General features: G+C 58.5%; 6 protein-coding genes. 2 read left to right on the top strand and 4 right to left on the bottom strand.

Annotated elements, in window-relative coordinates; translation table 11 throughout:
• The first annotated feature begins 178 nt into the window (after positions 1-178).
• Positions 179-8,848 (top strand): glycoside hydrolase family 94 protein, encoded by an 8,670-nt coding sequence (locus AMM33_RS21355; protein WP_228768300.1) that lies wholly within the window; start codon positions 179-181, stop codon positions 8,846-8,848.
• A gap of 226 nt (positions 8,849-9,074) precedes the next feature.
• Here the strand turns inward: AMM33_RS21355 and AMM33_RS21350 are convergent, their stop codons facing one another.
• Both AMM33_RS21350 and AMM33_RS21345 read right to left on the bottom strand, forming a co-directional pair.
• Positions 9,075-9,665, bottom strand: coding sequence for a BON domain-containing protein (locus AMM33_RS21350; RefSeq protein ID WP_194945672.1), 591 nt, complete (start codon positions 9,663-9,665; stop codon positions 9,075-9,077).
• A 1-nt stretch (position 9,666) separates the two neighbouring features.
• Positions 9,667-9,981: a BON domain-containing protein gene (locus AMM33_RS21345; protein WP_090143236.1), complete on the bottom strand. Its 315-nt coding sequence runs from the start codon at positions 9,979-9,981 to the stop codon at positions 9,667-9,669.
• Positions 9,982-10,278: 297 nt separating this feature from the next.
• On the opposite strand from AMM33_RS21345, the gene AMM33_RS21340 reads away from it, so the two are divergent.
• Positions 10,279-10,434 (top strand): DUF3309 family protein, encoded by a 156-nt coding sequence (locus AMM33_RS21340; RefSeq protein WP_090143235.1) that lies wholly within the window; start codon positions 10,279-10,281, stop codon positions 10,432-10,434.
• 108 nt (positions 10,435-10,542) lie between these two features.
• Here AMM33_RS21340 and AMM33_RS21335 read toward each other — a convergent pair whose 3' ends face one another.
• A complete protein-coding gene (locus AMM33_RS21335; RefSeq protein ID WP_090143234.1) occupies positions 10,543-12,234 on the bottom strand; it encodes a ShlB/FhaC/HecB family protein in 1,692 nt (563 codons plus the stop codon).
• Positions 12,235-22,662 (bottom strand): beta strand repeat-containing protein, encoded by a 10,428-nt coding sequence (locus AMM33_RS21330; RefSeq protein WP_228768299.1) that lies wholly within the window; start codon positions 22,660-22,662, stop codon positions 12,235-12,237.
• Between the last annotated feature and the right edge of the window lie 59 nt (positions 22,663-22,721).

Genomic DNA, 22,721 nt, shown 5'->3' with positions numbered 1-22,721 from the left:
TCTGTTCGTCATCACACCCATGAACGACATGCTCGCCGCATCCGTTTCGGCGTTGACTGGCGCACAGACCCGAAGGCACTCAACCCCCTAAGCTCAAGTCCACTCTCAAAGGAATTTTCGATTGATGCATCGCCTCCAGGCCCTGCGTGCGTCTTGGCTGCGCGCTCTCCGACTAGACTTGTTCCAACCCCCCGCCCAAGCTTCAGTGGCTGTCGAGGTGCCATTGCGTGCCGAGCTGTTCAATACCGAGCAAATGGAGCGTCATGGCAAAAACCTGGCGCAGATACACAGCTTGAGCACAGCACCCAAGCGCGACCAGTTGCTGGTGCGTCTGGGCGACAACGAGGACGTTCTGCAATCTGCCTGCACCTTGCTCCTGGATGCTGTGCACCAGTCCCGGCGCATCACACCTGCGGGGGAGTGGCTGCTGGACAACTTCTACCTGATCGAAGAACAAATTCTCACCGCACGCGCCCACTTTTCAAAAAGCTATGGCCGTGAACTGCCCGTACTGGCCAACGGACCCTCCAAGGGCTTGCCGCGTGTGTATGACATTGCGCTGGAAGTGATTGCACATGGTGATGGTCGCATTGATCCAGAAAATCTCACGCGCTTTGTCGCGGCCTACCAAAGCGTGTCAGAGCTCACCTTGGGTGAACTGTGGGCCATCCCCATCATGCTTCGCCTAGCGCTCATTGAAAATTTGCGCCGCATCAGTGCGAGCGTGGCCGAAAGCATGGTCGAGCGCAACCGTGCCGCTGCCTGGGCCGAGCAAATCCTGCATGTGGCCGAACACGACCCCAAAAGCCTGATCTTGGTCATCTCGGACATGGCGCGCGCCAGCCCAACACTGGTGAACACCTTTGTGGCCGAACTGGCGCGCCTTCTACAGGGCCACAGCTCTGCCCTGGCGCTGCCGCTGACCTGGATTGCGCAGCATCTGTCAGAGCTTGATCAGTCCATTGAGCAGATGGTTCAGTCGGAAACGCAAGCCCAGGCCATCAACCAAGTTTGCATCAGCAACAGCATTGCCAGCTTGCGCATGCTCAGCGCCACCGACTGGCGTGAATTTGTGGAGTCTTTGAGCGTCGTGGAGCGCAAACTGCGGGAAGACCCACAGGGCGTCTATGGCCGCATGGACTTCAGCACCCGTGACCGCTATCGGCATGTGGTGGAAAAGACGGCTCGTCACAGCGGTAAGAGCGAATTCGTCGTGGCAAGCCTGGCGGTGCATTTGGCCCAAAAATTCCTCGACGCACGCAGCGCCCAAGACGGCGAGGCGACACCAAATTCCCCTGCAGCGGCAGAGCATGTGGGCTATTACCTGGTGGGAGAGGGCCTGCCTGTGCTGGAACGCGCGGCGCAGGTTCAATTCGGTGTGCTGGCTTCGGTGCAGCGCTGGGCTCGCACGATGGCCGTGCCGATTTACCTGGGCACCATAGCCTTGCTGACTGTGCTGGCCACCACCTTGCTGCTGCAAGCTTGGTGGGGTAAAGGGCTGGAGCCTTGGCTGTGGTGGCTGCTTGTGCCTGTGGCGCTGTTGGCTGCCAGTCAGCTGGCGGTGACGCTGGTGAACTGGGCTGCCACGCAACTGGTTACACCGAATGTGCTGCCGCGCATGGACTTTTCAAACGGCATCGCGCCTGAGGCACGCACCTTGGTGGTGGTGCCCTCTATGCTGGACAGCTTGGCGGGCGTGCAAGCGCTGGTGGAGGCTCTGGAGGTGCGATTTCTGGCCAACCAAGACCCCTATCTGCACTTCGGTCTACTGACCGATTGGACAGATTCGGCCACCGAGCATGCCCAGGACGATGCCCCCTTGCTGGACCTGGCCATCGAGGGCATTACTGCACTCAATCGCAAATATCCGGGCGTGACTCAGGACATATTTTTCCTGTTTCATCGCGCGCGGCAGTGGAATGCGCAGGAGCAGGTGTGGATGGGCTACGAGCGCAAACGTGGCAAGCTTGGTGCGCTCAACGCGCTGCTGCGTGGCAAGCCTGACGCCGGATTTTTGCGCGTGGTGGGCAACACCGTGCATTTGCAGCAAGTGCGCTATGTGATCACCTTGGACACCGACACCCAATTGCAGCGCGACACCGCACGCAAGTTCTCTGCCACCATGGCGCATCCGCTGAACCGCCCGCAGCTGGATCCTCGCAGCGCTTGCGTCAGGGCAGGGTACGGCATTTTGCAACCGCGCATGGCCGTCAGCCTGCAAAGCACCAACCGCTCTCGCTACGCGCGCCTGATGGGCAGTGAGGCTGGCGTGGACCCCTACACCCGTGCGGTCTCTGATGTCTATCAAGACCTGTTTCAAGAGGGCTCATTCATCGGCAAGGGCATCTACGACGTGGATGCATTCGAGGCTGCCTTGAACGGTCGATTCCCGGAGAATCGAATCCTGAGCCACGACTTGCTCGAAGGCTGCTATGTCCGCTCAGGGCTGCTCAGCGATGTGCAACTCTATGATGACTTCCCGGCACGTTACGACAGCGATGTGAAACGCCGCTCTCGCTGGATACGCGGCGACTGGCAAATCGCTTCGTGGCTGTGGTCGCGCGTGCCCGCGCCTGCAGGTGGCCACCGACCGAAGAACCCTTTGAGCTTGCTGTCTCAATGGAAAATCATGGACAACCTGCGGCGCAGCTTGGTGGCTGCGGGCCTGGTGGGTTTGCTGGTGCTGGGCTGGACGCAGTTGGACAGCGCTGTGCCTTGGACTTTGAGTGTGCTGAGCCTGCTGCTGTTGGCACCAGTGCTCAGCAGCATCGTGGCTCTGCTGCGAAGGCCGCGTGATCTGCCCTGGCACCTGCATGTCCGCAGAGTGCTCGATGGTGTGTTTGAGCAATTGGCGCAGTCAGCATTGACGCTCGTTTTGCTACCGCACGAGGCCTGGTTCAGCCTGGACGCCATCGTGCGCACCCACGTCCGCATGTTGTTCACGCATCGCCGCCTGTTGGAGTGGCAAGCCTCAGACGCCCTCGGAGCCGACGCAGCCTTGCTCAAAGCGCCTTGCAAGCCGGGTGGTTTGCGCGACCTGCTGGCCAGTGCCAAACATCTGGCGGCTGCACCGATGTTGGCTGTGGCCGCTGCGGTGGGTGTGGCGCTGTTGAATCCGGCCATGCTGGGTCAAGCCGCACCGGTGTTGCTGCTGTGGCTGACCGCGCCTTTGCTGGCCTGGTGGATCAGCCGCCCACTGGCCCCACGCCGCGAGCAGCTCAGTGTCAGTCAGCGATATTTTTTGCGTCGCATGGCGCGGCGAACATGGTCCTTTTTTGAGCAGTTTGTCAACGCAGAAAATCACTGGTTGCCACCTGACAATTACCAGGAGCACCCGGTGGCCGTTTTGGACCACCGGACATCGCCGACCAACATGGGTTTGTCACTGTTGGCCACAGTCACGGCCTATGACCTGGGTTATATCAGCGTTGGCAACTTGCTCGAGCGCTGCAACAACAGCCTGCAAAGCATGTTGCAACTGGAGCGCCATGCGGGCCATTTTTACAACTGGTATGACACGAAGACACTGGCGCCCCTGCTGCCGCGTTATGTGTCCTCGGTGGACAGTGGCAATCTGTCCGGGCACCTGCTGACTTTGCGCCCGGCCCTGTTGGCTCTGGCAGATCAGCCCGTTTTGCACCCGCATGCGTTCGATGGTTTGCTGGACACCATGGGCAACCTGAAACAGGCCATGCCCAGGCATGCAGGTCCACCACTGCGGCACGCATTGGCACATCTGACGCAAAGCCTGGAGGCTGCCAGCGCCGCACAACCCTTCACGCCAGCAGATGCCCTGCAATGGCTGGTCGGCACCGAGACTTTGTGCACCGCCATGATGATGTTGCTGGAGGCCGATGCGGCCGTGGCAGGTGATGCCCACCTGCGCCATTGGTCACAAACCCTGCTGACGCAATGCTCAGCACTGAAAGCCGATTGGTTGTGGCTCCAGCCCCAGCCCCAGCCCCATGTTTGGGCAGGGGACAAGCCAGACGCCATCCCCACTTTGCGCGCCCTGGCCGCGGCGGGAAATGTGCTGGCGCAGTCACGCATGGCCTTGATCGAGCAATTGGCACAAACGTGCGCCAGCATGGCGAGCGCTGATTACAGCTTTTTGTATGACGCCACGCGGCATCTGATCGCCGTGGGCTACAACCTGGACGAACGCCGTAGAGACAGCGGCCACTATGACCTTCTGGCCAGCGAGGCACGCTTGTGCAGCTTTGTGGCGATTGCGCAGGGAAACATTCCCCAGGACAATTGGTTTGCCCTTGGGCGACTGTTGACCACGGCGGGAAACAGCACGGCACTGTTGTCCTGGAGTGGCTCGATGTTCGAGTATCTGATGCCCAACCTGGTGATGCCCAGCTATGCGAACACACTTTTGCACCAGACCTGTGAATCGGTGGTGCAGGCGCAAATCGCCTACGGCGAACTGCACGGCGTGCCCTGGGGAATTTCGGAGTCCGGTTACAACACGGTGGATGCTGCGCTCAACTACCAATACCGCGCCTTTGGCGTGCCTGGTCTCGGGCTCAAGCGTGGCCTGTCAGATGATTTGGTGATTGCACCTTATGCCACAGCGCTGGCCCTGATGGTGCAGCCCGATGCCGCTTGCCGCAATCTGCAACATTTGGTGCAAGAGGGCATGGAAGGTCGTTATGGCATGTTTGAAGCCATGGACTACACACCCTCTCGGGTGCCACGCGGTCAAAGCGGCGCCGTGGTGCGCTCGTACATGGCGCACCACCAGGGCATGAGCTTGCTGGCCTTTGCCCATGTGCTTCTGGACCAGCCCATGCAAAAGCGATTTACAAGCGACCCCTTGTTCCAGGCCACCACGCTGCTGCTGCAAGAGCGCATTCCGAACGCAGCCGTGTTTTACGCGCGGGCGCAGGAGTTGCCCGATATCCGCCGCAGCACCATGGGCCAAACCAGTCCCCTGCGCGTGCTGCGCAACCCGGATGCCGCCCCCGAGGTTCATCTGCTCTCGAACGGCCGCTACCACGTCATGGTCAGCCAGTCGGGGGCCGGCTACAGCCGCTGGAAGGACCTGGCCATCACCCGCTGGCGCGAGGATGGCACGCGCGATAACTGGGGCGCATATTGCTATTTGCGCGATGTCGACAGCGGCGAATTTTGGTCCGCTACACACCAGCCTGCTTTACAGCACAGCGACAGCTACGAAGCCATCTTTACCGAAGGTCGGGCTGAATTTCGTCGACGTGACCATGGCTTTGTAACCCACACCGACATGGTGGTTTCGCCCGAAGACGATATTGAATTGCGCCGCACCCGCATCACTAACCATGCACGCACACGCCGCACCATAGAAATCACCAGTTATGCCGAGGTGGTCCTCGCCCCCAGCGCGGGCGACAACTTGCACCAGGCCTTCAGCAATCTGTTTGTGCAGACCGAAATCGTACGGGATCGACAGGCCATTTTGTGTCACCGCAGACCCCGCTCCGAGAACGAATCAGTGGCCTGGATGTTTCACCTCATGGCCGTGCACGGGGCCGATGCGCAAACCATCTCCTACGAAACGGACCGAAAGGCATTTGTCGGTCGAATGAACGGGCTGGACGACCCGCAGGCGATGCGTGCCGGTGCATTGCTGGGCGACTCGCAAGGCCCGGTGCTGGACCCGATTGTGGCCATTCGTCAGCGCATCACGCTACAACCACAGCAAACCGTGACGGTGGACATGGTGACCGGCGTGGCCGAGTTGCGCGGCCAAGCCTTGTGCCTGATTGACAAATACCGCGACATGCACCTGGCCGACCGGGTGGTTGATTTGGCAACGACGCATGCCTGGGTCAATTTGCAGCAGATCAATGCCTCCGAGGCCGATGCGCAACTGTTTGCACGTCTGGCCAGTTCCGTGATTTACCTGAATCCTGCACAACGCGCGCAGCAGGAGGTGCTGGGGCACAACAAACGCAGTCAGTCCGGCTTGTGGGGGTATGGCGTTTCGGGCGATTTACCCATCGTCTTGTTGCAAATCAAGAGCGTGGACAACATCGAGTTGGTGCGCCAAATGGTGCAGGCCATTGCCTATTGGCGGCTCAAGGGGCTGGAGGTGGATTTGGTCATCTGGAACGAAGACCATGCCGGTTACCGTCAGGCGCTGCAAGAACAAATCATGGGGCTCATCGCCGTGGGTCTGGAGGCCAATCGGACCGACAGACCCGGAGGCATCTTTGTGCGATCTTCCGAGCACATGCCCGCTGAAGACCGCGCCTTATTCCAGACCGTGGCCCGCGTCATCATCACGGATACGCAGGGCTCGCTCAAGAGTCAGGCAAGCCGTCACCTGGCACGCAAGGCGCGGTCCATGCCTTTGCCGTTCATGCCTGAGCAGGGCTTGTTGCCCGCAGGCCCCGTGGCTGCTGAAGCCAAGCGCAGCGACCGCGATGCATTGCAGTTCTTCAACGGCCTGGGGGGCTTTTCAGAAGACGGGCGTGAGTACGTGATTCTCACCACCATGACCAACGGCGTGGCGCAGCACTGTACGCCACAACCCTGGGTCAATGTGATGGCCAACGAGCAGTTTGGAACCGTCATTTCCGAAAGTGGCAGCGCCTACACCTGGAGCGAAAACGCGCACGAATTTCGCTTCACCCCATGGAACAACGATGCCGTGAGTGACACACCGGGCGAGGCCATCTATCTGCGTGATGAAACCTCTGGCGCATTCTGGTCACCCACTGCCTTGCCCTGCGGCGCTGATGGCCTGCATGTTACGCGCCACGGTTTTGGCTACAGCGTTTTCGAGCACACGCATGACGGTTTAGACACCGAACTCACGGTGTTTGTGGATCTGCAAGCGTCGATCAAGTTCTCGCAATTGCGGGTGCGCAACCGCTCAGGTCGCAGCCGCAAGCTCTCGGCCACTGGCTATGTGGAGTGGGTGCTGGGCGATTTGCAGTCCAAATCGGCCATGCATGTGAGCACCGAAATCGACCCACACAGCGGCGCGATTTTGGCGCGCAACCCTTACAACACGGTGTTTGGTGATCGCATGGCCTTTTTTGATGCCGACGCTGCCACACGCGCCCACGGCGTCAGTGTCACTGGCGACCGGCGTGAATTTTTGGGGCGCAACGGCACCTTGCACCACCCGGCAGCCATGCACCGTGTGGCCTTGTCCAACCGGGTCGGTGCGGGGCTGGACCCCTGTGCGGCGGTGCAAGTGCCCTTTGAATTGGCCAACGGCCAGGAACGCCTGGTCATTTTTCGCCTGGGTGCTGCGGGGCTGCGCGGCCAAGACGATACCCGTGCCATGGTTCAGCGCATGCGGGGCGCGCATGCCATACAAGCCTCGCTCGAGTCGGTGAATGCCTATTGGCGGCAAACCCTGGGGGTGGTGCAAGTGCAGACGCCAGACGCAGCGCTCAACCTGCTGGCCAATGGCTGGTTGCTGTACCAGACGCTGGCTTGTCGCTTGTGGGCGCGTACCGGGTTTTACCAATCGGGTGGGGCGTTTGGTTTTCGTGATCAGTTGCAAGATGCCATGGCCTTGGTGCATGCCGCGCCGCAGTTGCTGCGCGAACATCTGCTGCGCTGTGCGGCACGTCAGTTCCGCGAGGGCGATGTGCAACACTGGTGGCATCCACCGCAGGGCCGGGGTGTGCGCACGCGCTGCTCGGACGATTACCTCTGGCTGGCCCAAGCCACCTGCCACTATGTGAACGCCACGGGTGATGCCACTGTGCTGCATGAGACCGTGCCGTTTTTGCAGGGCCGAGAGCTCATTGCAGAAGAAGATTCTTACTACGATCTGCCCGCAGTCACCGATGAACGCGCCACCGTGTATGAACATTGCGTTCGGGCCATCCGCCACGGTCTTGGCAAAGGTGTGCACGGCCTGCCTTTGATGGGCTCGGGAGACTGGAACGATGGCATGAACCTGGTGGGCATCCAAGGTCAGGGCGAAAGCATCTGGTTGGCCTTCTTCCTGTTCGACACGCTCCAACGCTTTGGCCCTGTGGCGCGTGGCATGGGCGATAACGCCTTTGCGGACCAGTGCATGGCTGAGGCTGAGCAATTGCGCCTGGCCATCGACCAGCAAGCCTGGGACGGTGCTTGGTACAGGCGCGCTTACTTTGACGATGGCACGCCGCTGGGCTCTACCCAAAATGATGAATGCCAGATTGACTCGGTCACGCAAAGTTGGGCCGTGCTGTCTGGGGCAGGCCAGGCGACGCGTAGCCGCAGCGCACTCGATGCGCTGGACCTGCGCTTGGTGCGGCGCGATCTGGGCCTGATTCAGTTGTTGACACCGCCTTTTGATCAATCCGCGCTCAATCCGGGCTACATCAAGGGGTATCTGCCCGGTGTGCGGGAAAACGGTGGCCAGTACACGCATGCCGCCATCTGGGCTGTGATGGCTTTTGCAGCGCAGGGTGATCAGCGCCGGGCCTGGGAGTGCTTTGACCTGATCAATCCGCTGCACCATGGCAGCAGCGCACAGCAGGTGGAACGTTACCAGGTGGAGCCTTATGTCATGGCGGCCGATGTGTATGCGGTGGCGCCCCACGAAGGGCGCGGCGGCTGGACTTGGTACACCGGATCGGCGGGTTGGATGTATCGGCTCATTTTGGAGTCCTTGCTGGGGCTTCGATTACAAGACGCGACACTGCATTTTTCACCCTGCCTGCCTGCTGCATGGTCAGGATTTTCCCTGCAGTACCGATGTGGTCAAGCCGTGTATGCGATAGAAGTGCAGAAAATGACGGGCATATCTGCGGTGGTGCTTGAGCTGGACGGCGTGCCTCAAGTTGGGCCTGTCTTGCCGCTCCAAGACGACGGCGTGGCACATCGTGTCGTCGTGCAAGTGCCTGCTTGAACTGTGAAGTTTTCAATGCTCAAAGATGTAGTAGGTCGGCGGTCGAAGACCCCGACATGGGCCTGAGCCGAAACCCATCATGTCGGATTCTGCGAGTGCCGAACTACGAGATGATATTCCTCGCACATTTCAAACTTCAGCGTTGCGGATCACTAGGTCAAAAAAACGCCGCATAGACCTTGTGTATCGTCTGTGCGGCGTCTAGAGCATTGTTGCTGGCCTGGGCTTACTTTTTAATCTTCATCTCATTGTTGACCTTGCGCACGCCTTCTACAGCGCTGGCTGTGCGCACAGCCTTGTCCATCTGCTCTTGGCTGTTGACAAAGCCGCTCAGTTGTACCTCTTCATTGCGTGTAACGACCGAAATGTCCGTGCTGTGGATGCTGGAGTCCCCCATCAAAGCGGCTTTGACTTTGCCGGTAATGATGGTGTCATCCAATTTTTCACCCGCAGTGGTCGATGCGCCCTTGAAGGCCACATTGTTTTGGACGCTTTTGACGCCCTCAATGGTGCGCGTCACGCGCAGGGCTTCGTCCAGTTGTGCCTGGTTTTCCACAAAACCACTGAGCAAGACTTCGCCTTTGCGTGTTTCGACTTTGATGTCGTAGCTTTTGAACTTCAGGTCGGTCATGAGTGCTGACTTGACGCGGGTGGTGATCAATGCATCGTCCAGCTCATTGCCCAAACTGCTTTTCGCATCGGGGGACGATGCGTTGTTGTCTGCAGATTTTCCGCAGGCGACCAATGATGCCGCCAGAACGCCGGTCATTGCGCTGGCCATGACCAAAGAGGTCATGCGTTTGTTGAGGCGGCGCATATCAAGGACGGATGGCAATTTGGTTGCGCACATTGGTCACGCCCTTCACGCCTCGTGCGATGCTCTCGGCCGTGCTTCGTTCGTTGGCATTCTTCGCAAAGCCAGACAGCATCACGGTGCCCTTGAGCGTTTCCACGCTGATGGCTGCGGCGTCCACTTGCTTGTTTTCAATAAAGCGAGCTTTGACCTGGGTGGTGATTGCGCTGTCGTCCACATAGGCGCCTACGGTTTCCTGGCCGCGTTGAACGGCGCAACCGGTAGCAGTCAGCGTGAGGATGGCAGCTGTAACGATGGCAAGTGTGGTGCGAAGTTTCATGGTGGTTTCCCGTTAAAAGAGCGATAGAAAATTGCAAGTTGATGGTGAAGAAATTCACCATCCATTGGCGCCAGTCCATCAGGCTCAGCGCGTGCTTCAGTATTGAGGCTGGGTGCAAAAAAATCTGTGCACCACCACACACATCCGGCGTTCATGCGTTGCCCTGAATAGTCGCTGTCTTTGCACGCCACCATCCGATGAAATCAATGCAGCATTACCCTTGGTTGGAAAAGCCACAGACACAATTTATTCGTTTGCTTAGAGTTGATCCTTCCACCAAATTAACGGAGTTAGAGCATGCTGGGTACCATTCTTCTGATCGTATTGATTCTGATGCTCGTAGGCACCATCCCCACTTGGCCGCACAGCAGCGGATGGGGCTACGGACCCAGCGGCGCCCTGGGCGTGATCATCATCATCGTGCTGGTGTTGTTGTTGACCGGCCGACTTTGATCTGTAGAGCCCATCCTTTGGGGCGATGGTTTTAAGGGCGTGTGCCACGCCCCATTGTCTGCGGGGTGGGCTACTGCCTTTTAAAGGGCTGGATCAATACCCACGCGCTTAAAACAGATAGGTCAATGCGCCCACCAGACGCCAGTTGTTTGGTGTGGACTCGATGTTGTATGAAGTCCAAGTTGAGTAGCCCCCCAAACCCTTGGACAAGGTCAAGCTGTAGGCGGCGCGTTGATAGCTTCCCGACAATTGCACGCCCAAAGCTTGCAAGTAGTAGCTTTTTAAAGCTTCTGTTCCCAGCGCAGGGTTTTTCAGTTTGATCAAACCTGCATCATAAAAACCGCCCACGACCATGCCGTTGTTCAGACGGCGGTTGAGCTCCAACGATCCGACCATGCCGTCATCACCTGTGCCATCCACCGAGGTGTACGCACGCACGCCACCGATGCCACCCAATGACATCTGGTTGTATGAATCCAGTCGTGCTGAAGTCAACTGCCCTTTGAACTTGAAGAGTGAGTAGATGCTGCCTTGCTGGTTCCAGGATTTCTGATCTCTCAGGTTCAATTCGAGCTTGGCATAGGGTCCCGTCTCCATTTGAAGCTGGTTGTAAAGGTGGCTGTAGCTGCCCAAGGTGTAAGTGAACTCGGCACGGCTGGCATCGCGCGTCAACTTTTCGTTGTCGGCCGTGATGCGCAGACGGAACTGGTTGTCATGCACCTGTGAAGTCTGTTGACCTGTGCTCTCGAGGATGCTGTGGCCACGACGGGCAGACAACTCCACATGCTGTTTGAACACAAAATCCCGGAACCCACCGTGAATGCGCGTGATGCCCGCACCCAGCTCGCCGCTGTAGCCAAGATTGGTCGCTTGACCACCCAGGATGTTGCGGCTGTTTGATCCGGCACCCCAAATTCGCCAACGTGTTTGTGTACCTTCCAGGGCGGACTCGTATTCCGCCCGACCGTATTGGATACCTTGCGACTTTTGGGCGACCAGGCTCAAAAATGCCTTGGGTTCATGGCCACCCACCACCAGCGATCCCATCACTTGGGGCACGCCATACTGCTTGAGGCCGTAGGTGTTGAGTTGGACCACTGAATCCAGCACCTTGCCCAGACGGGTTGGGGCTTGGTTGATGCTCACGATCAAATCGATCAATTCAGGGCCAACGGCACGGATGGTTGCATCGAGCTCAATTGGCAAGTCATAGCTGGCTGAATCCAGTCGCTGGTCAAGACCCAGCGTATCGACAGGCATGTTGGATTTGAAGTCCTGTTCAAAGCGCTGTGTGATCAAGGCGCCATAGCGCTGCAGCAAGGCCGCATTGTTAGCAATCACACGAACGGCGTTGATTTTGGGTCGGAAGATTTTCACAACCAAGATACTGCCAGAGTCAGACTTTTTCACCTCGGTTTGTGCGTAGGACAAAAATCCTAGACGACGAGACTCGTTAAACAACCAGCCATTGAAGTTTTGCAACTCTTCGGCAGACACCCGTTTGCCCAAAGACGTGGCCCAGTATTTTTGAATCTCGTCCTGTAAAAAGGGGCTCTGGATTTCAAGCCCGGACAAACGATCAATCGACTCGGACTTTTCCAGGCCGAGCACATCGATATTGGCCAAAGGCTTGGCCTTGGCCTTGGGCAACTGCTGGATGGACTGCTCAATGCCTTGCTGCACATTGCCTGTGGGTGGGGGCGGCGGTGTCTGCGCCCAAGCCAGGCTTAAAGCGGCTTGCAATGCAGTGATCAGCGTGATGCGTTGGAGCGAGTGTTGATTCATGATGGATGCGTTCATTTATTTGGAATTGGGAGTTTGGCAAAACTCAACAGAGTTTATCGAGGTGACCTGGCACAGGCAGGCGTCCATGTTAGTTGCCGAACAGGTCATGGACGTCTGGGTGTACGGAGCCGGCAAACTCACACCCGAAGTGGCCGCACTTGCTTGAGTGGGAACGTTGTAACCCATATAGGACACATGGGTGGTCGGCATGCCCCCTGCGCCGACAGGGGTAGTCGCGACCACCGGTGCCGAGGCCGCAGCAGGGGTGATGGCCAGCTGGTTGTCGTTGACAGTGACCACGTAGTTGTTCACATCGCTGCCCAGGGCGTTGAGGGTGGAGTTGTAAGTGCCAATGGCCAGGCCCGTGGCCAGACCTTTGAGCTGAATGTCATCGCCAGCAATGAAACCCTGCGTGGTGGCTGCTTGTTGCCATTGGTACAAGCCGTTGAACATCACCTCAGTGGCTGTGCCGTTGATGGTGGCCAGTTTTGGTGTGATTTTGGCTGACCCTGTAACCACGGTGCTGTCCAGCACATAGTTGGCCGCATCGTCACCGCTGATGCTCAAGCCGCGCACCGTCACCGCCTTGTTGATCACCTGACCCGTGGCATCGCGGGCCACGTTTTTGTTGTCAAACAAAACGCTGGTGTTGGCGAAATTGACCTTGTCTGCCCCAATGATGTCGGCACTGGTGGTCTGGCTGAGCGTGGCCAGATTGTTGCTGTCATAGACCTTGTCCATGGCATCGACTTTGACCACCAGGGTCTTGGGGGTGACCACATAGCGAGCTGCGCCGCAGCAGGCCGTGTAGCCTCCGAAGCTGTAGTTGTCCGCGTCTGCACCCGTGAGTGTCCCCACCACAGTTTGAATGTAGTTGCCCACCTTCAGCGTGTTGCTGGAGCTGTAGCTGGGGGCGACCAAGGTGGCTGTGGCAGGTGTGACCACATCGTTGGTTAAAACATTGCCAAAGCTCACGGCGCCTGTGACGATGGGGCTGCCATAAGTGGCAGTGACACCCGCAATGGCCGGGCCTGTCAACGCCAGTTTGTTCACGGTGTAGTTGGCGCTGCTGGTGGTCAGACCGGTAAAGCTGTAGTTGTCTGCGTCTTTGCCGGTCAAGGTGCCGATAACTGACTGCGCATAGCTGCCTACTTTGAGGTTGTTGCTGCTGCTGTAGCTGGGTGTGACCAGAGTGGCCGTGGCTCCGTATATCTGATCGGCACCCAGCACATTGCCAAATCTGACTGCCCCGGTGACGGCGGAAGTGCCATAGATCGTGGTGACATCGGCAATTGCCGCGCCAGTCAAAGCCCGCTTGTTGACCACATAGTTGGCTGTGTCGGTAGTCATGCCGGTGAAACTGTAGTTGACAGCATCTTTACCGGTCAAATTGCCGATCACTGACTGGGCGTAGCTGCCCGCTTTGAGGTGGCCGCTGGAACTCCTCGCTTCGGCGACCAGGGTGGAGCCTGCCGGGGTCACGATGTCACCGCTCATCACATTGCTGAAAGTCACTGCGCCACTGGCGGTAATGGTGCCGTAAGTGGTGGTGACGCCTGCAATCGCAGCGCCGGTCAGAGCCAGCTTGTTGACCACATAGTTTTTGTCGGTGGTCGTGAGGCCTACAAAACTGTAGTTCTCAGCATCGTCGCCGGTGATGGCTGTGGCAGTCTGGTTATAGCTGCCTGCTTTGAGGTGGCCGCTGTTGCTGGTGGCTGTATCGACGATGGAAGCGACAGAGGTGACCTGGTCGGTGCCGCTGCCTGTGCTTTGCACGTTGGTGAAGCTCACAGCGCCTGCATCGGCCGCCGTGGCGTAAGTGGTGGTGACGCCTGCAATCGCAGCGCCGGTCAAAGCCAGCTTGTTGACCACATAGTTTTTGTCGGTGGTCGTGAGGCCTACAAAGCTGTAGTTCTCAGCATCGTCCCCGGTGATGGCAGTGGCCGTTTGTTTGTAGCTGCCAGCTTTGAGGTGACCGCTGGTGCTGATGTTGGCGCTATTGCTGGCATCCACGATGGAAGCGACAGAGGTGACTTTGTCGGTGCCGGTGCCCGTGCTTTGCACGTTCGTGAAACTCACAGCACCTGCATCGGCTGCAGTGGCGTAAGTGGTGGTGACGCCTGCAATCGCAGCGCCCGTCAAAGCCAGCTTGTCAACCACATAGTTCTTGTCGGTGGTTGTGATGCCTGCAAAGCTGTAGTTCTCAGCATCGTCGCCGCTGATGGCGGTGGCGGTTTGTTTGTAGCTGCCAGCTTTGAGGTTGCCGCTGGTGCTGTTGCTGACATCGACGATGGAAGCGACAGAGGTGACTTTGTCCGTGTTAGCGCCTGTTCCTTGCACGTTCGTGAAACTCACAGCACCTGCATCGCCCGACGTAGCGTAGGTGGTGGTGACGCCAGCAATGGCGGCACCCGTCAGAGCCAGCTTGTTGACCACATAGTTCTTGTCAGTGGTTGTGATGCCTGCAAAGCTGTAGTTGTCTGCATCGTCACCGCTGATGGCGGTGGCGGTTTGCTTGTAGCTGCCTGCTTTGAGGTTGCCGCTGGTGCTGTTGCTGACATCGACGATGGAAGCGACAGAGGTGACCTGGTCGGTGCCAGTGCCCGTGCTTTGCACGTTGGTGAAGCTCACAGCACCTGCATCGGCCGCAGTGGCGTAAGTGGTGGTGACGCCTGCAATCGCAGCGCCGGTCAAAGCCAGCTTGTTGACCACATAGTTCTTGTCGGTGGTCGTGAGGCCTACAAAGCTGTAGTTGTCTGCATCGTCGCCGGTGATGGCAGTGGCCGTTTGTTTGTAGCTGCCAGCTTTGAGGTTGCCGCTGGTGCTGTTGCTGACATCGACGATGGAGGCCACAGAGGTGACTTTGTCCGTGCTGCTGCCTGTGCCTTGCACGTTCGTGAAACTCACAGCACCTGCATCGGCCGACGTAGCGTAGGTGGTGGTGACGCCAGCAATGGCGGCACCCGTCAGAGCCAGCTTGTTGACCACATAGTTCTTGTCGGTGGTTGTGATGCCTGCAAAGCTGTAGTTGTCTGCATCGTCACCGCTGATGGCGGTGGCCGTTTGCTTGTAACTGCCTGCTTTGAGGTGGCCGCTGGTGCTGATGTTGGCGCTATTGCTGGCATCCACGATGGAAGCGACAGAGGTGACTTTGTCGGTGCCGGTGCCTGTGCCTTGCACGTTCGTGAAGCTCACAGCACCTGCATCGGCCGCAGTGGCGTAGGTGGTGGTGACTCCTGCAATGGCCGCACCGGTCAAAGCCAGCTTGTCAACCACATAGTTCTTGTCGGTGGTTGTGATGCCTGCAAAGCTGTAGTTCTCAGCATCGTCGCCGCTGATGGCGGTGGCGGTTTGTTTGTAGCTGCCAGCTTTGAGGTTGCCGCTGGTGCTGTTGCTGACATCGACGATGGAAGCGACAGAGGTGACTTTGTCCGTGTTAGCGCCTGTTCCTTGCACGTTCGTGAAACTCACAGCACCAGCATCGGCCGACGTGGCGTAAGTGGTGGTGACACCTGCAATCGCAGCGCCGGTCAGAGCCAGCTTGTCAACCACATAGTTCTTGTCGGTGGTCGTGATGCCTGCAAAGCTGTAGTTGGCAGCATCATCACCGCTGATGGCTGTGGCAGTCTGGTTATAGCTGCCAGCTTTGAGGTGGCCGCTGGTGCTGTTGCTGACATCGACGATGGAGGCCACAGAGGTGACTTTGTCCGTGCTGCTGCCTGTGCCTTGCACGTTCGTGAAACTCACAGCACCTGCATCGGCCGACGTAGCGTAGGTGGTGGTGACGCCAGCAATGGCGGCACCCGTCAGAGCCAGCTTGTCAACCACATAGTTTTTGTCTGTGGTCGTGATGCCTGCAAAGCTGTAGTTGGCAGCATCATCACCGCTGATGGCTGTAGCAGTCTGGTTATAGCTGCCTGCTTTGAGGTGGCCGCTGGTGCTGTTGCTGACATCGACGATGGAGGCCACAGAGGTGACCTTGTCCGTGCTGCTGCCTGTGCCTTGCACGTTCGTGAAACTCACAGCGCCTACGTTCGCCGCAGTGGCGTAGGTGGTCGTAACACCTGCAATGGCCGCGCCCGTCAAAGCCAGCTTCTCGACCACATAGTTTTTGTCTGTGGTCGTGATGCCCGCAAAGCTGTAGTTGGCGGCATCGTCACCGCTGATGGCGGTGGCGGTTTGCTTGTAGCTGCCTGCTTTGAGTTTGCCGCTGGTGCTGGTGGCTGTATCGACGATGGAAGCGACAGACGTGACCTTGTCTGTTCCTTGCACGTTCGTGAAACTCACAGCACCTGCATCGGCCGCAGTGGCGTAAGTGGTGGTGACGCCTGCAATCGCAGCGCCGGTCAAAGCCAGCTTGTTGACCACATAGTTTTTGTCTGTGGTCGTGATGCCTGCAAAGCTGTAGTTGGCAGCATCATCGCCGTTGATGGCTGTGGCAGTCTGGTTATAGCTGCCTGCTTTGAGGTTGCCGCTGGTGCTGTTGCTGACATCGACGATGGAGGCCACAGAGGTGACTTTGTCCGTGTTAGCGCCTGTTCCTTGCACGTTCGTGAAACTCACAGCACCTGCATCGGCCGCCGTGGCGTAAGTGGTGGTGACGCCTGCAATGGCCGCACCGGTCAAAGCCAGCTTATCGACCACATAGTTCTTGTCGGTGGTCGTGATGCCTGCAAAGCTGTAGTTGGCAGCATCATCGCCGCTGATGGCTGTGGCAGTCTGGTTATAGCTGCCTGCTTTGAGGTTGCCGCTGGTGCTGGTGCTGACATCGACGATTGAGGCCACAGAGGTGACCTGGTCGGTGCCGCTGCCTGTGCTTTGTACGTTGGTGAAGCTCACAGCGCCTGCATCGGCCGCCGTGGCGTAAGTGGTGGTGACGCCTGCAATCGCAGCGCCGGTCAAAGCCAGCTTATCGACCACATAGTTCTTGTCGGTGGTCGTGAGGCCTGCAAAGCTGTAGTTCTCAGCATCGTCACCGCTGATGGCGGTGGCGGTTTGCTTGTAGCTGCCTGCTTTGAGGTGGCCGCTGGTGCTGTTGCTGACATCGACGATGGAAGCGACAGAGGTGACTTTGTCCGTGTTAGCGCCTGTTCCTTGCACGTTCGTGAAACTCACAGCACCTGCATCGGCCGCAGTGGCGTAGGTGGTGGTGACGCCTGCAATGGCCGCACCGGTCAAAGCCAGCTTATCGACCACATAGTTCTTGTCGGTGGTCGTGAGGCCTGCAAAGCTGTAGTTGTCTGCATCGTCGCCGGTGATGGCGGTGGCGGTTTGCTTGTAGGTGCCAGCTTTGAGGTGGCCGCTGGTGCTGGTGGCTGTATCGACGATGGAAGCGACAGACGTGACCTTGTCTGTTCCTTGCACGTTCGTGAAACTCACAGCACCTGCATTGGCCGCAGTGGCGTAAGTGGTGGTGACGCCTGCAATCGCAGCTCCTGTCAGAGCCAGCTTGTTGACCACATAGTTTTTGTCGGTGGTCGTGAGGCCTGCAAAGCTGTAGTTGTCTGCATCGTCGCCGGTGATGGCAGTGGCCGTTTGTTTGTAGCTGCCAGCTTTGAGGTTGCCGCTGGTGCTGACGCTGGTATCCACGATGGATGCGATAGAGGTGACCTTGTCTGTACCGCTGCCTGTGCTTTGAACGTTGGTGAAGCTCACAGCGCCTGCATCAGCCGACGTGGCGTAGGTGGTGGTGACACCAGCGATCGCAGCCCCCGTCAGAGCCAGCTTGTCAACCACATAGTTCTTGTCGGTGGTCGTGATGCCTGCAAAGCTGTAGTTGTCTGCATCGTCACCGCTGATGGCGGTGGCGATTTGTTTGTAGCTGCCTGCTTTGAGGTTGCCGCTGGTGCTGGTGGCTGTATCGACGATGGAGGCGACAGAGGTGACTTTGTCCGTGTTAGCGCCTGTTCCTTGCACGTTCGTGAAACTCACAGCGCCTGCATCGGCCGCAGTGGCGTAAGTGGTGGTGACGCCTGCAATCGCAGCCCCTGTCAAAGCCAGCTTGTTGACCACATAGTTTTTGTCGGTGGTCGTGAGGCCTACAAAGCTGTAGTTCTCAGCATCGTCGCCGGTGATGGCAGTGGCCGTTTGTTTGTAGCTGCCCGCTTTGAGGTTGCCGCTGGTGCTGTTGCTGACATCGACGATAGAAGCGACAGAGGTGACTTTGTCGGTGCCGGTGCCCGTGCCTTGCACGTTCGTGAAACTCACAGCACCTGCATCGGCCGCAGTGGCGTAGGTGGTGGTGACGCCTGTAATCGCAGCACCGGTCAAAGCCAGCTTATCGACCACATAGTTCTTGTCGGTGGTCGTGATGCCTGCAAAGCTGTAGTTGGCAGCATCATCACCGCTGATGGCTGTGGCAGTCTGGTTATAGCTGCCTGCTTTGAGGTTGCCGCTGGTGCTGGTGGCGGTATCGACGATGGAAGCGACAGAGGTGACTTTGTCGGTGCCGGTGCCCGTGCTTTGCACGTTCGTGAAGCTCACAGCACCTGCATCGGCCGCCGTGGCGTAAGTGGTGGTGACGCCTGCAATCGCAGCGCCGGTCAAAGCCAGCTTGTTGACCACATAGTTCTTGTCGGTGGTCGTGATGCCTGCAAAGCTGTAGTTACTTGCATCGTCGCCGCTGATGGCGGTGGCGGTTTGCTTGTAGCTGCCTGCTTTGAGGTGGCCGCTGGTGCTGGTGGCGGTATCGACGATGGAAGCGACAGAGGTGACCTGGTCTGTTCCTTGCACGTTCGTGAAACTCACAGCACCTGCATCGGCCGACGTGGCGTAGGTGGTGGTGACGCCTGCAATCGCAGCGCCGGTCAAAGCCAGCTTATCGACCACATAGTTCTTGTCGGTGGTCGTGATGCCTGCAAAGCTGTAGTTGGCAGCATCATCACCGCTGATGCCTGTGGCAGTCTGGTTATAGCTGCCTGCTTTGAGGTTGCCGCTGGTGCTGTTGCTGACATCGACGATGGAGGCGACAGAGGTGACTTTGTCCGTGTTAGCGCCTGTTCCTTGCACGTTTGTGAAGCTCACAGCACCTGCATCGGCCGCCGTGGCGTAAGTGGTGGTGACGCCTGCAATGGCCGCACCGGTCAAAGCCAGCTTGTCAACCACATAGTTCTTGTCGGTGGTCGTGATGCCTGCAAAGCTGTAGTTGGCAGCATCATCGCCGCTGATGGCAGTGGCCGTTTGTTTGTAGCTGCCTGCTTTGAGGTGGCCGCTGGTGCTGGTGGCTGTATCGACGATGGAAGCGACAGAGGTGACTTTGTCCGTGCTGCTGCCTGTGCCTTGCACGTTCGTGAAGCTCACAGCACCTGCATCGGCCGCAGTGGCGTAGGTGGTGGTGACGCCTGCAATGGCCGCACCGGTCAAAGCCAGCTTATCGACCACATAGTTCTTGTCGGTGGTCGTGATGCCTGCAAAGCTGTAGTTCTCAGCATCGTCACCGCTGATGGCGGTGGCGGTTTGCTTGTAGCTGCCTGCTTTGAGGTGGCCGCTGGTGCTGGTGGCGGTATCGACGATGGACGCGACAGAGGTGACCTTGTCGGTGCCGCTGCCTGTGCTTTGCACGTTCGTGAAACTCACAGCGCCTACGTCCGCCGCAGTGGCGTAGGTGGTCGTAACACCTGCAATGGCCGCGCCCGTCAAAGCCAGCTTATCGACCACATAGTTCTTGTCGGTGGTCGTGATGCCTGCAAAGCTGTAGTTCTCAGCATCGTCACCGCTGATGGCGGTGGCGGTTTGCTTGTAGCTGCCTGCTTTGAGGTTGCCGCTGGTGCTGGTGGCGGTATCGACGATGGACGCGACAGAGGTGACCTTGTCGGTGCCGCTGCCTGTGCTTTGCACGTTCGTGAAACTCACAGCGCCTACGTCCGCCGCAGTGGCGTAGGTGGTCGTAACACCTGCAATGGCCGCGCCCGTCAAAGCCAGCTTCTCGACCACATAGTTTTTGTCTGTGGTCGTGATGCCCGCAAAGCTGTAGTTGGCGGCATCGTCACCGCTGATGGCGGTGGCGGTTTGCTTGTAGCTGCCAGCTTTGAGGTTGCCGCTGGTGCTGATGTTGGCGCTATTGCTGGCATCCACGATGGAAGCGACAGAGGTGACTTTGTCGGTGCCGGTGCCCGTGCCTTGCACGTTCGTGAAGCTCACAGCACCTGCATCGGCCGACGTGGCGTAGGTGGTGGTGACGCCTGCAATCGCAGCCCCGGTCAGAGCCAGCTTGTCAACCACATAGTTCTTGTCGGTGGTCGTGATGCCTGCAAAGCTGTAGTTGGCAGCATCATCGCCGCTGATGGCAGTGGCCGTTTGTTTGTAGCTGCCAGCTTTGAGGTTGCCGCTGGTGCTGGTGGCTGTATCGACGATGGAAGCGACAGACGTGACCTTGTCTGTTCCTTGCACGTTCGTGAAACTCACAACACCTGCATCGGCCGCAGTGGCGTAAGTGGTGGTGACGCCTGCAATCGCAGCTCCTGTCAGAGCCAGCTTGTTGACCACATAGTTCTTGTCGGTGGTCGTGATGCCTGCAAAGCTGTAGTTGGCAGCATCATCGCCGCTGATGGCTGTGGCAGTCTGGTTATAGCTGCCTGCTTTGAGGTTGCCGCTGGTGCTGTTGCTGACATCGACGATGGAGGCCACAGAGGTGACCTGGTCGGTGCCGCTGCCCGTGCTTTGCACGTTCGTGAAGCTCACAGCACCTGCATCGGCCGACGTGGCGTAAGTGGTGGTGACGCCTGCAATCGCAGCGCCGGTCAGAGCCAGCTTGTCAACCACATAGTTCTTGTCGGTGGTCGTGATGCCTGCAAAGCTGTAGTTTGCAGCATCATCACCGCTGATGGCTGTAGCAGTCTGGTTATAGCTGCCTGCTTTGAGGTTGCCGCTGGTGCTGTTGCTGACATCGACGATGGAGGCGACAGAGGTGACTTTGTCCGTGTTAGCGCCTGTTCCTTGCACGTTCGTGAAACTCACAGCACCTGCATCGGCCGACGTGGCGTAAGTGGTGGTGACGCCTGCAATCGCAGCGCCGGTCAAAGCCAGCTTATCGACCACATAGTTTTTGTCGGTGGTCGTGAGGCCTACAAAGCTGTAGTTCTCAGCATCGTCCCCGGTGATGGCGGTGGCGGTTTGTTTGTAGCTGCCAGCTTTGAGGTTGCCGCTGGTGCTGTTGCTGACATCGACGATGGAGGCCACAGAGGTGACTTTGTCCGTGCTGCTGCCTGTGCCTTGCACGTTCGTGAAACTCACAGCACCTGCATCGGCCGACGTGGCGTAAGTGGTGGTGACGCCTGCAATCGCCGCGCCGGTCAAAGCCAGCTTCTCGACCACATAGTTTTTGTCTGTGGTCGTGATGCCCGCAAAGCTGTAGTTGGCGGCATCGTCACCGCTGATGGCGGTGGCGGTTTGCTTGTAGCTGCCAGCTTTGAGGTTGCCGCTGGTGCTGATGTTGGCGCTATTGCTGGCATCCACGATGGAAGCGACAGAGGTGACTTTGTCGGTGCCGGTGCCCGTGCCTTGCACGTTCGTGAAGCTCACAGCACCTGCATCGGCCGATGTGGCGTAGGTGGTGGTGACGCCTGCAATCGCAGCCCCGGTCAGAGCCAGCTTGTCAACCACATAGTTCTTGTCGGTGGTCGTGATGCCTGCAAAGCTGTAGTTGGCAGCATCATCGCCGCTGATGGCAGTGGCCGTTTGTTTGTAGCTGCCAGCTTTGAGGTTGCCGCTGGTGCTGGTGGCTGTATCGACGATGGAAGCGACAGACGTGACCTTGTCTGCTCCTTGCACGTTCGTGAAACTCACAGCACCTGCATCGGCCGACGTGGCGTAGGTGGTGGTGACGCCTGCAATCGCAGCGCCGGTCAAAGCCAGCTTGTTGACCACATAGTTGGCTGATGCTGTCGTGAAGCTGGGCAGGGTGTAGTTGCCGGCTTGGCTGCCGGTCAAGGCGCTGTCAGTGGTCTGTAAATAGCTACCGGCCTTGAGATTGCCGCTGCTGCTGTTTTGTGCGCTGACCAGGCTGGCCGATGCGTTGACCACGTCGCCGCCTTCCACGCCCGTCAAGCTCACGGCGCCCGTGCCCGCAGCTGTGCCGTAGGTGGTTTGCACGGCTGCAATGGCTGAGGCGCTCAGTGTTTTGGGCGTGATCACGCTCGCGCTGTTGCCCTGGCGCGTCACGGTGTAGTTGCCGCCGTCGTTGCCATCGCTCAGTGTCACGCTGTCCAGCGTGATGGTCTTGTTGCTCAACACAGCGCCGTTGGCATCGCGTGAGACATTTTTGTCGGTGTAGCTGATGCTCGCGCCGCTGACCGTGTCGCCCGTGATCAACTGACCGCTGAGCGTGTCCAGGTCGGCCTGCGTCACGCTGTAATCGGTATTGCCGTTGTAAGTTTTGCTTACCGGGCCTGCGACCAGCGTCACGTCTTTGGGCGTGATGCTGCCCGTGCCGGTGACGGTGCTCACGGTGAAGGCGTAATTGCCTGCGTCAGCGCCGCCCAGGCTCAGGCCGGTGAAGGTGTAGG

Source organism: Limnohabitans sp. DM1 (assembly GCF_001269385.1).
Classification (GTDB): Bacteria; Pseudomonadota; Gammaproteobacteria; order Burkholderiales; family Burkholderiaceae_C; genus Limnohabitans_A.
This window is presented reverse-complemented; position numbering and strand designations above follow the sequence as displayed.

What these genes read in the sequence shown, in the direction of transcription:
- AMM33_RS21350 (WP_194945672.1), bottom strand. Translation starts at nt 9,665, where the DNA reads ATGCGCCGCCTCAACAAACGCATGACCTCTTTGGTCATGGCCAGCGCA.
- AMM33_RS21345 (WP_090143236.1), bottom strand. Translation starts at nt 9,981, where the DNA reads ATGAAACTTCGCACCACACTTGCCATCGTTACAGCTGCCATCCTCACG.
- AMM33_RS21340 (WP_090143235.1), top strand. Translation starts at nt 10,279, where the DNA reads ATGCTGGGTACCATTCTTCTGATCGTATTGATTCTGATGCTCGTAGGC.
- AMM33_RS21335 (WP_090143234.1), bottom strand. Translation starts at nt 12,234, where the DNA reads ATGAACGCATCCATCATGAATCAACACTCGCTCCAACGCATCACGCTG.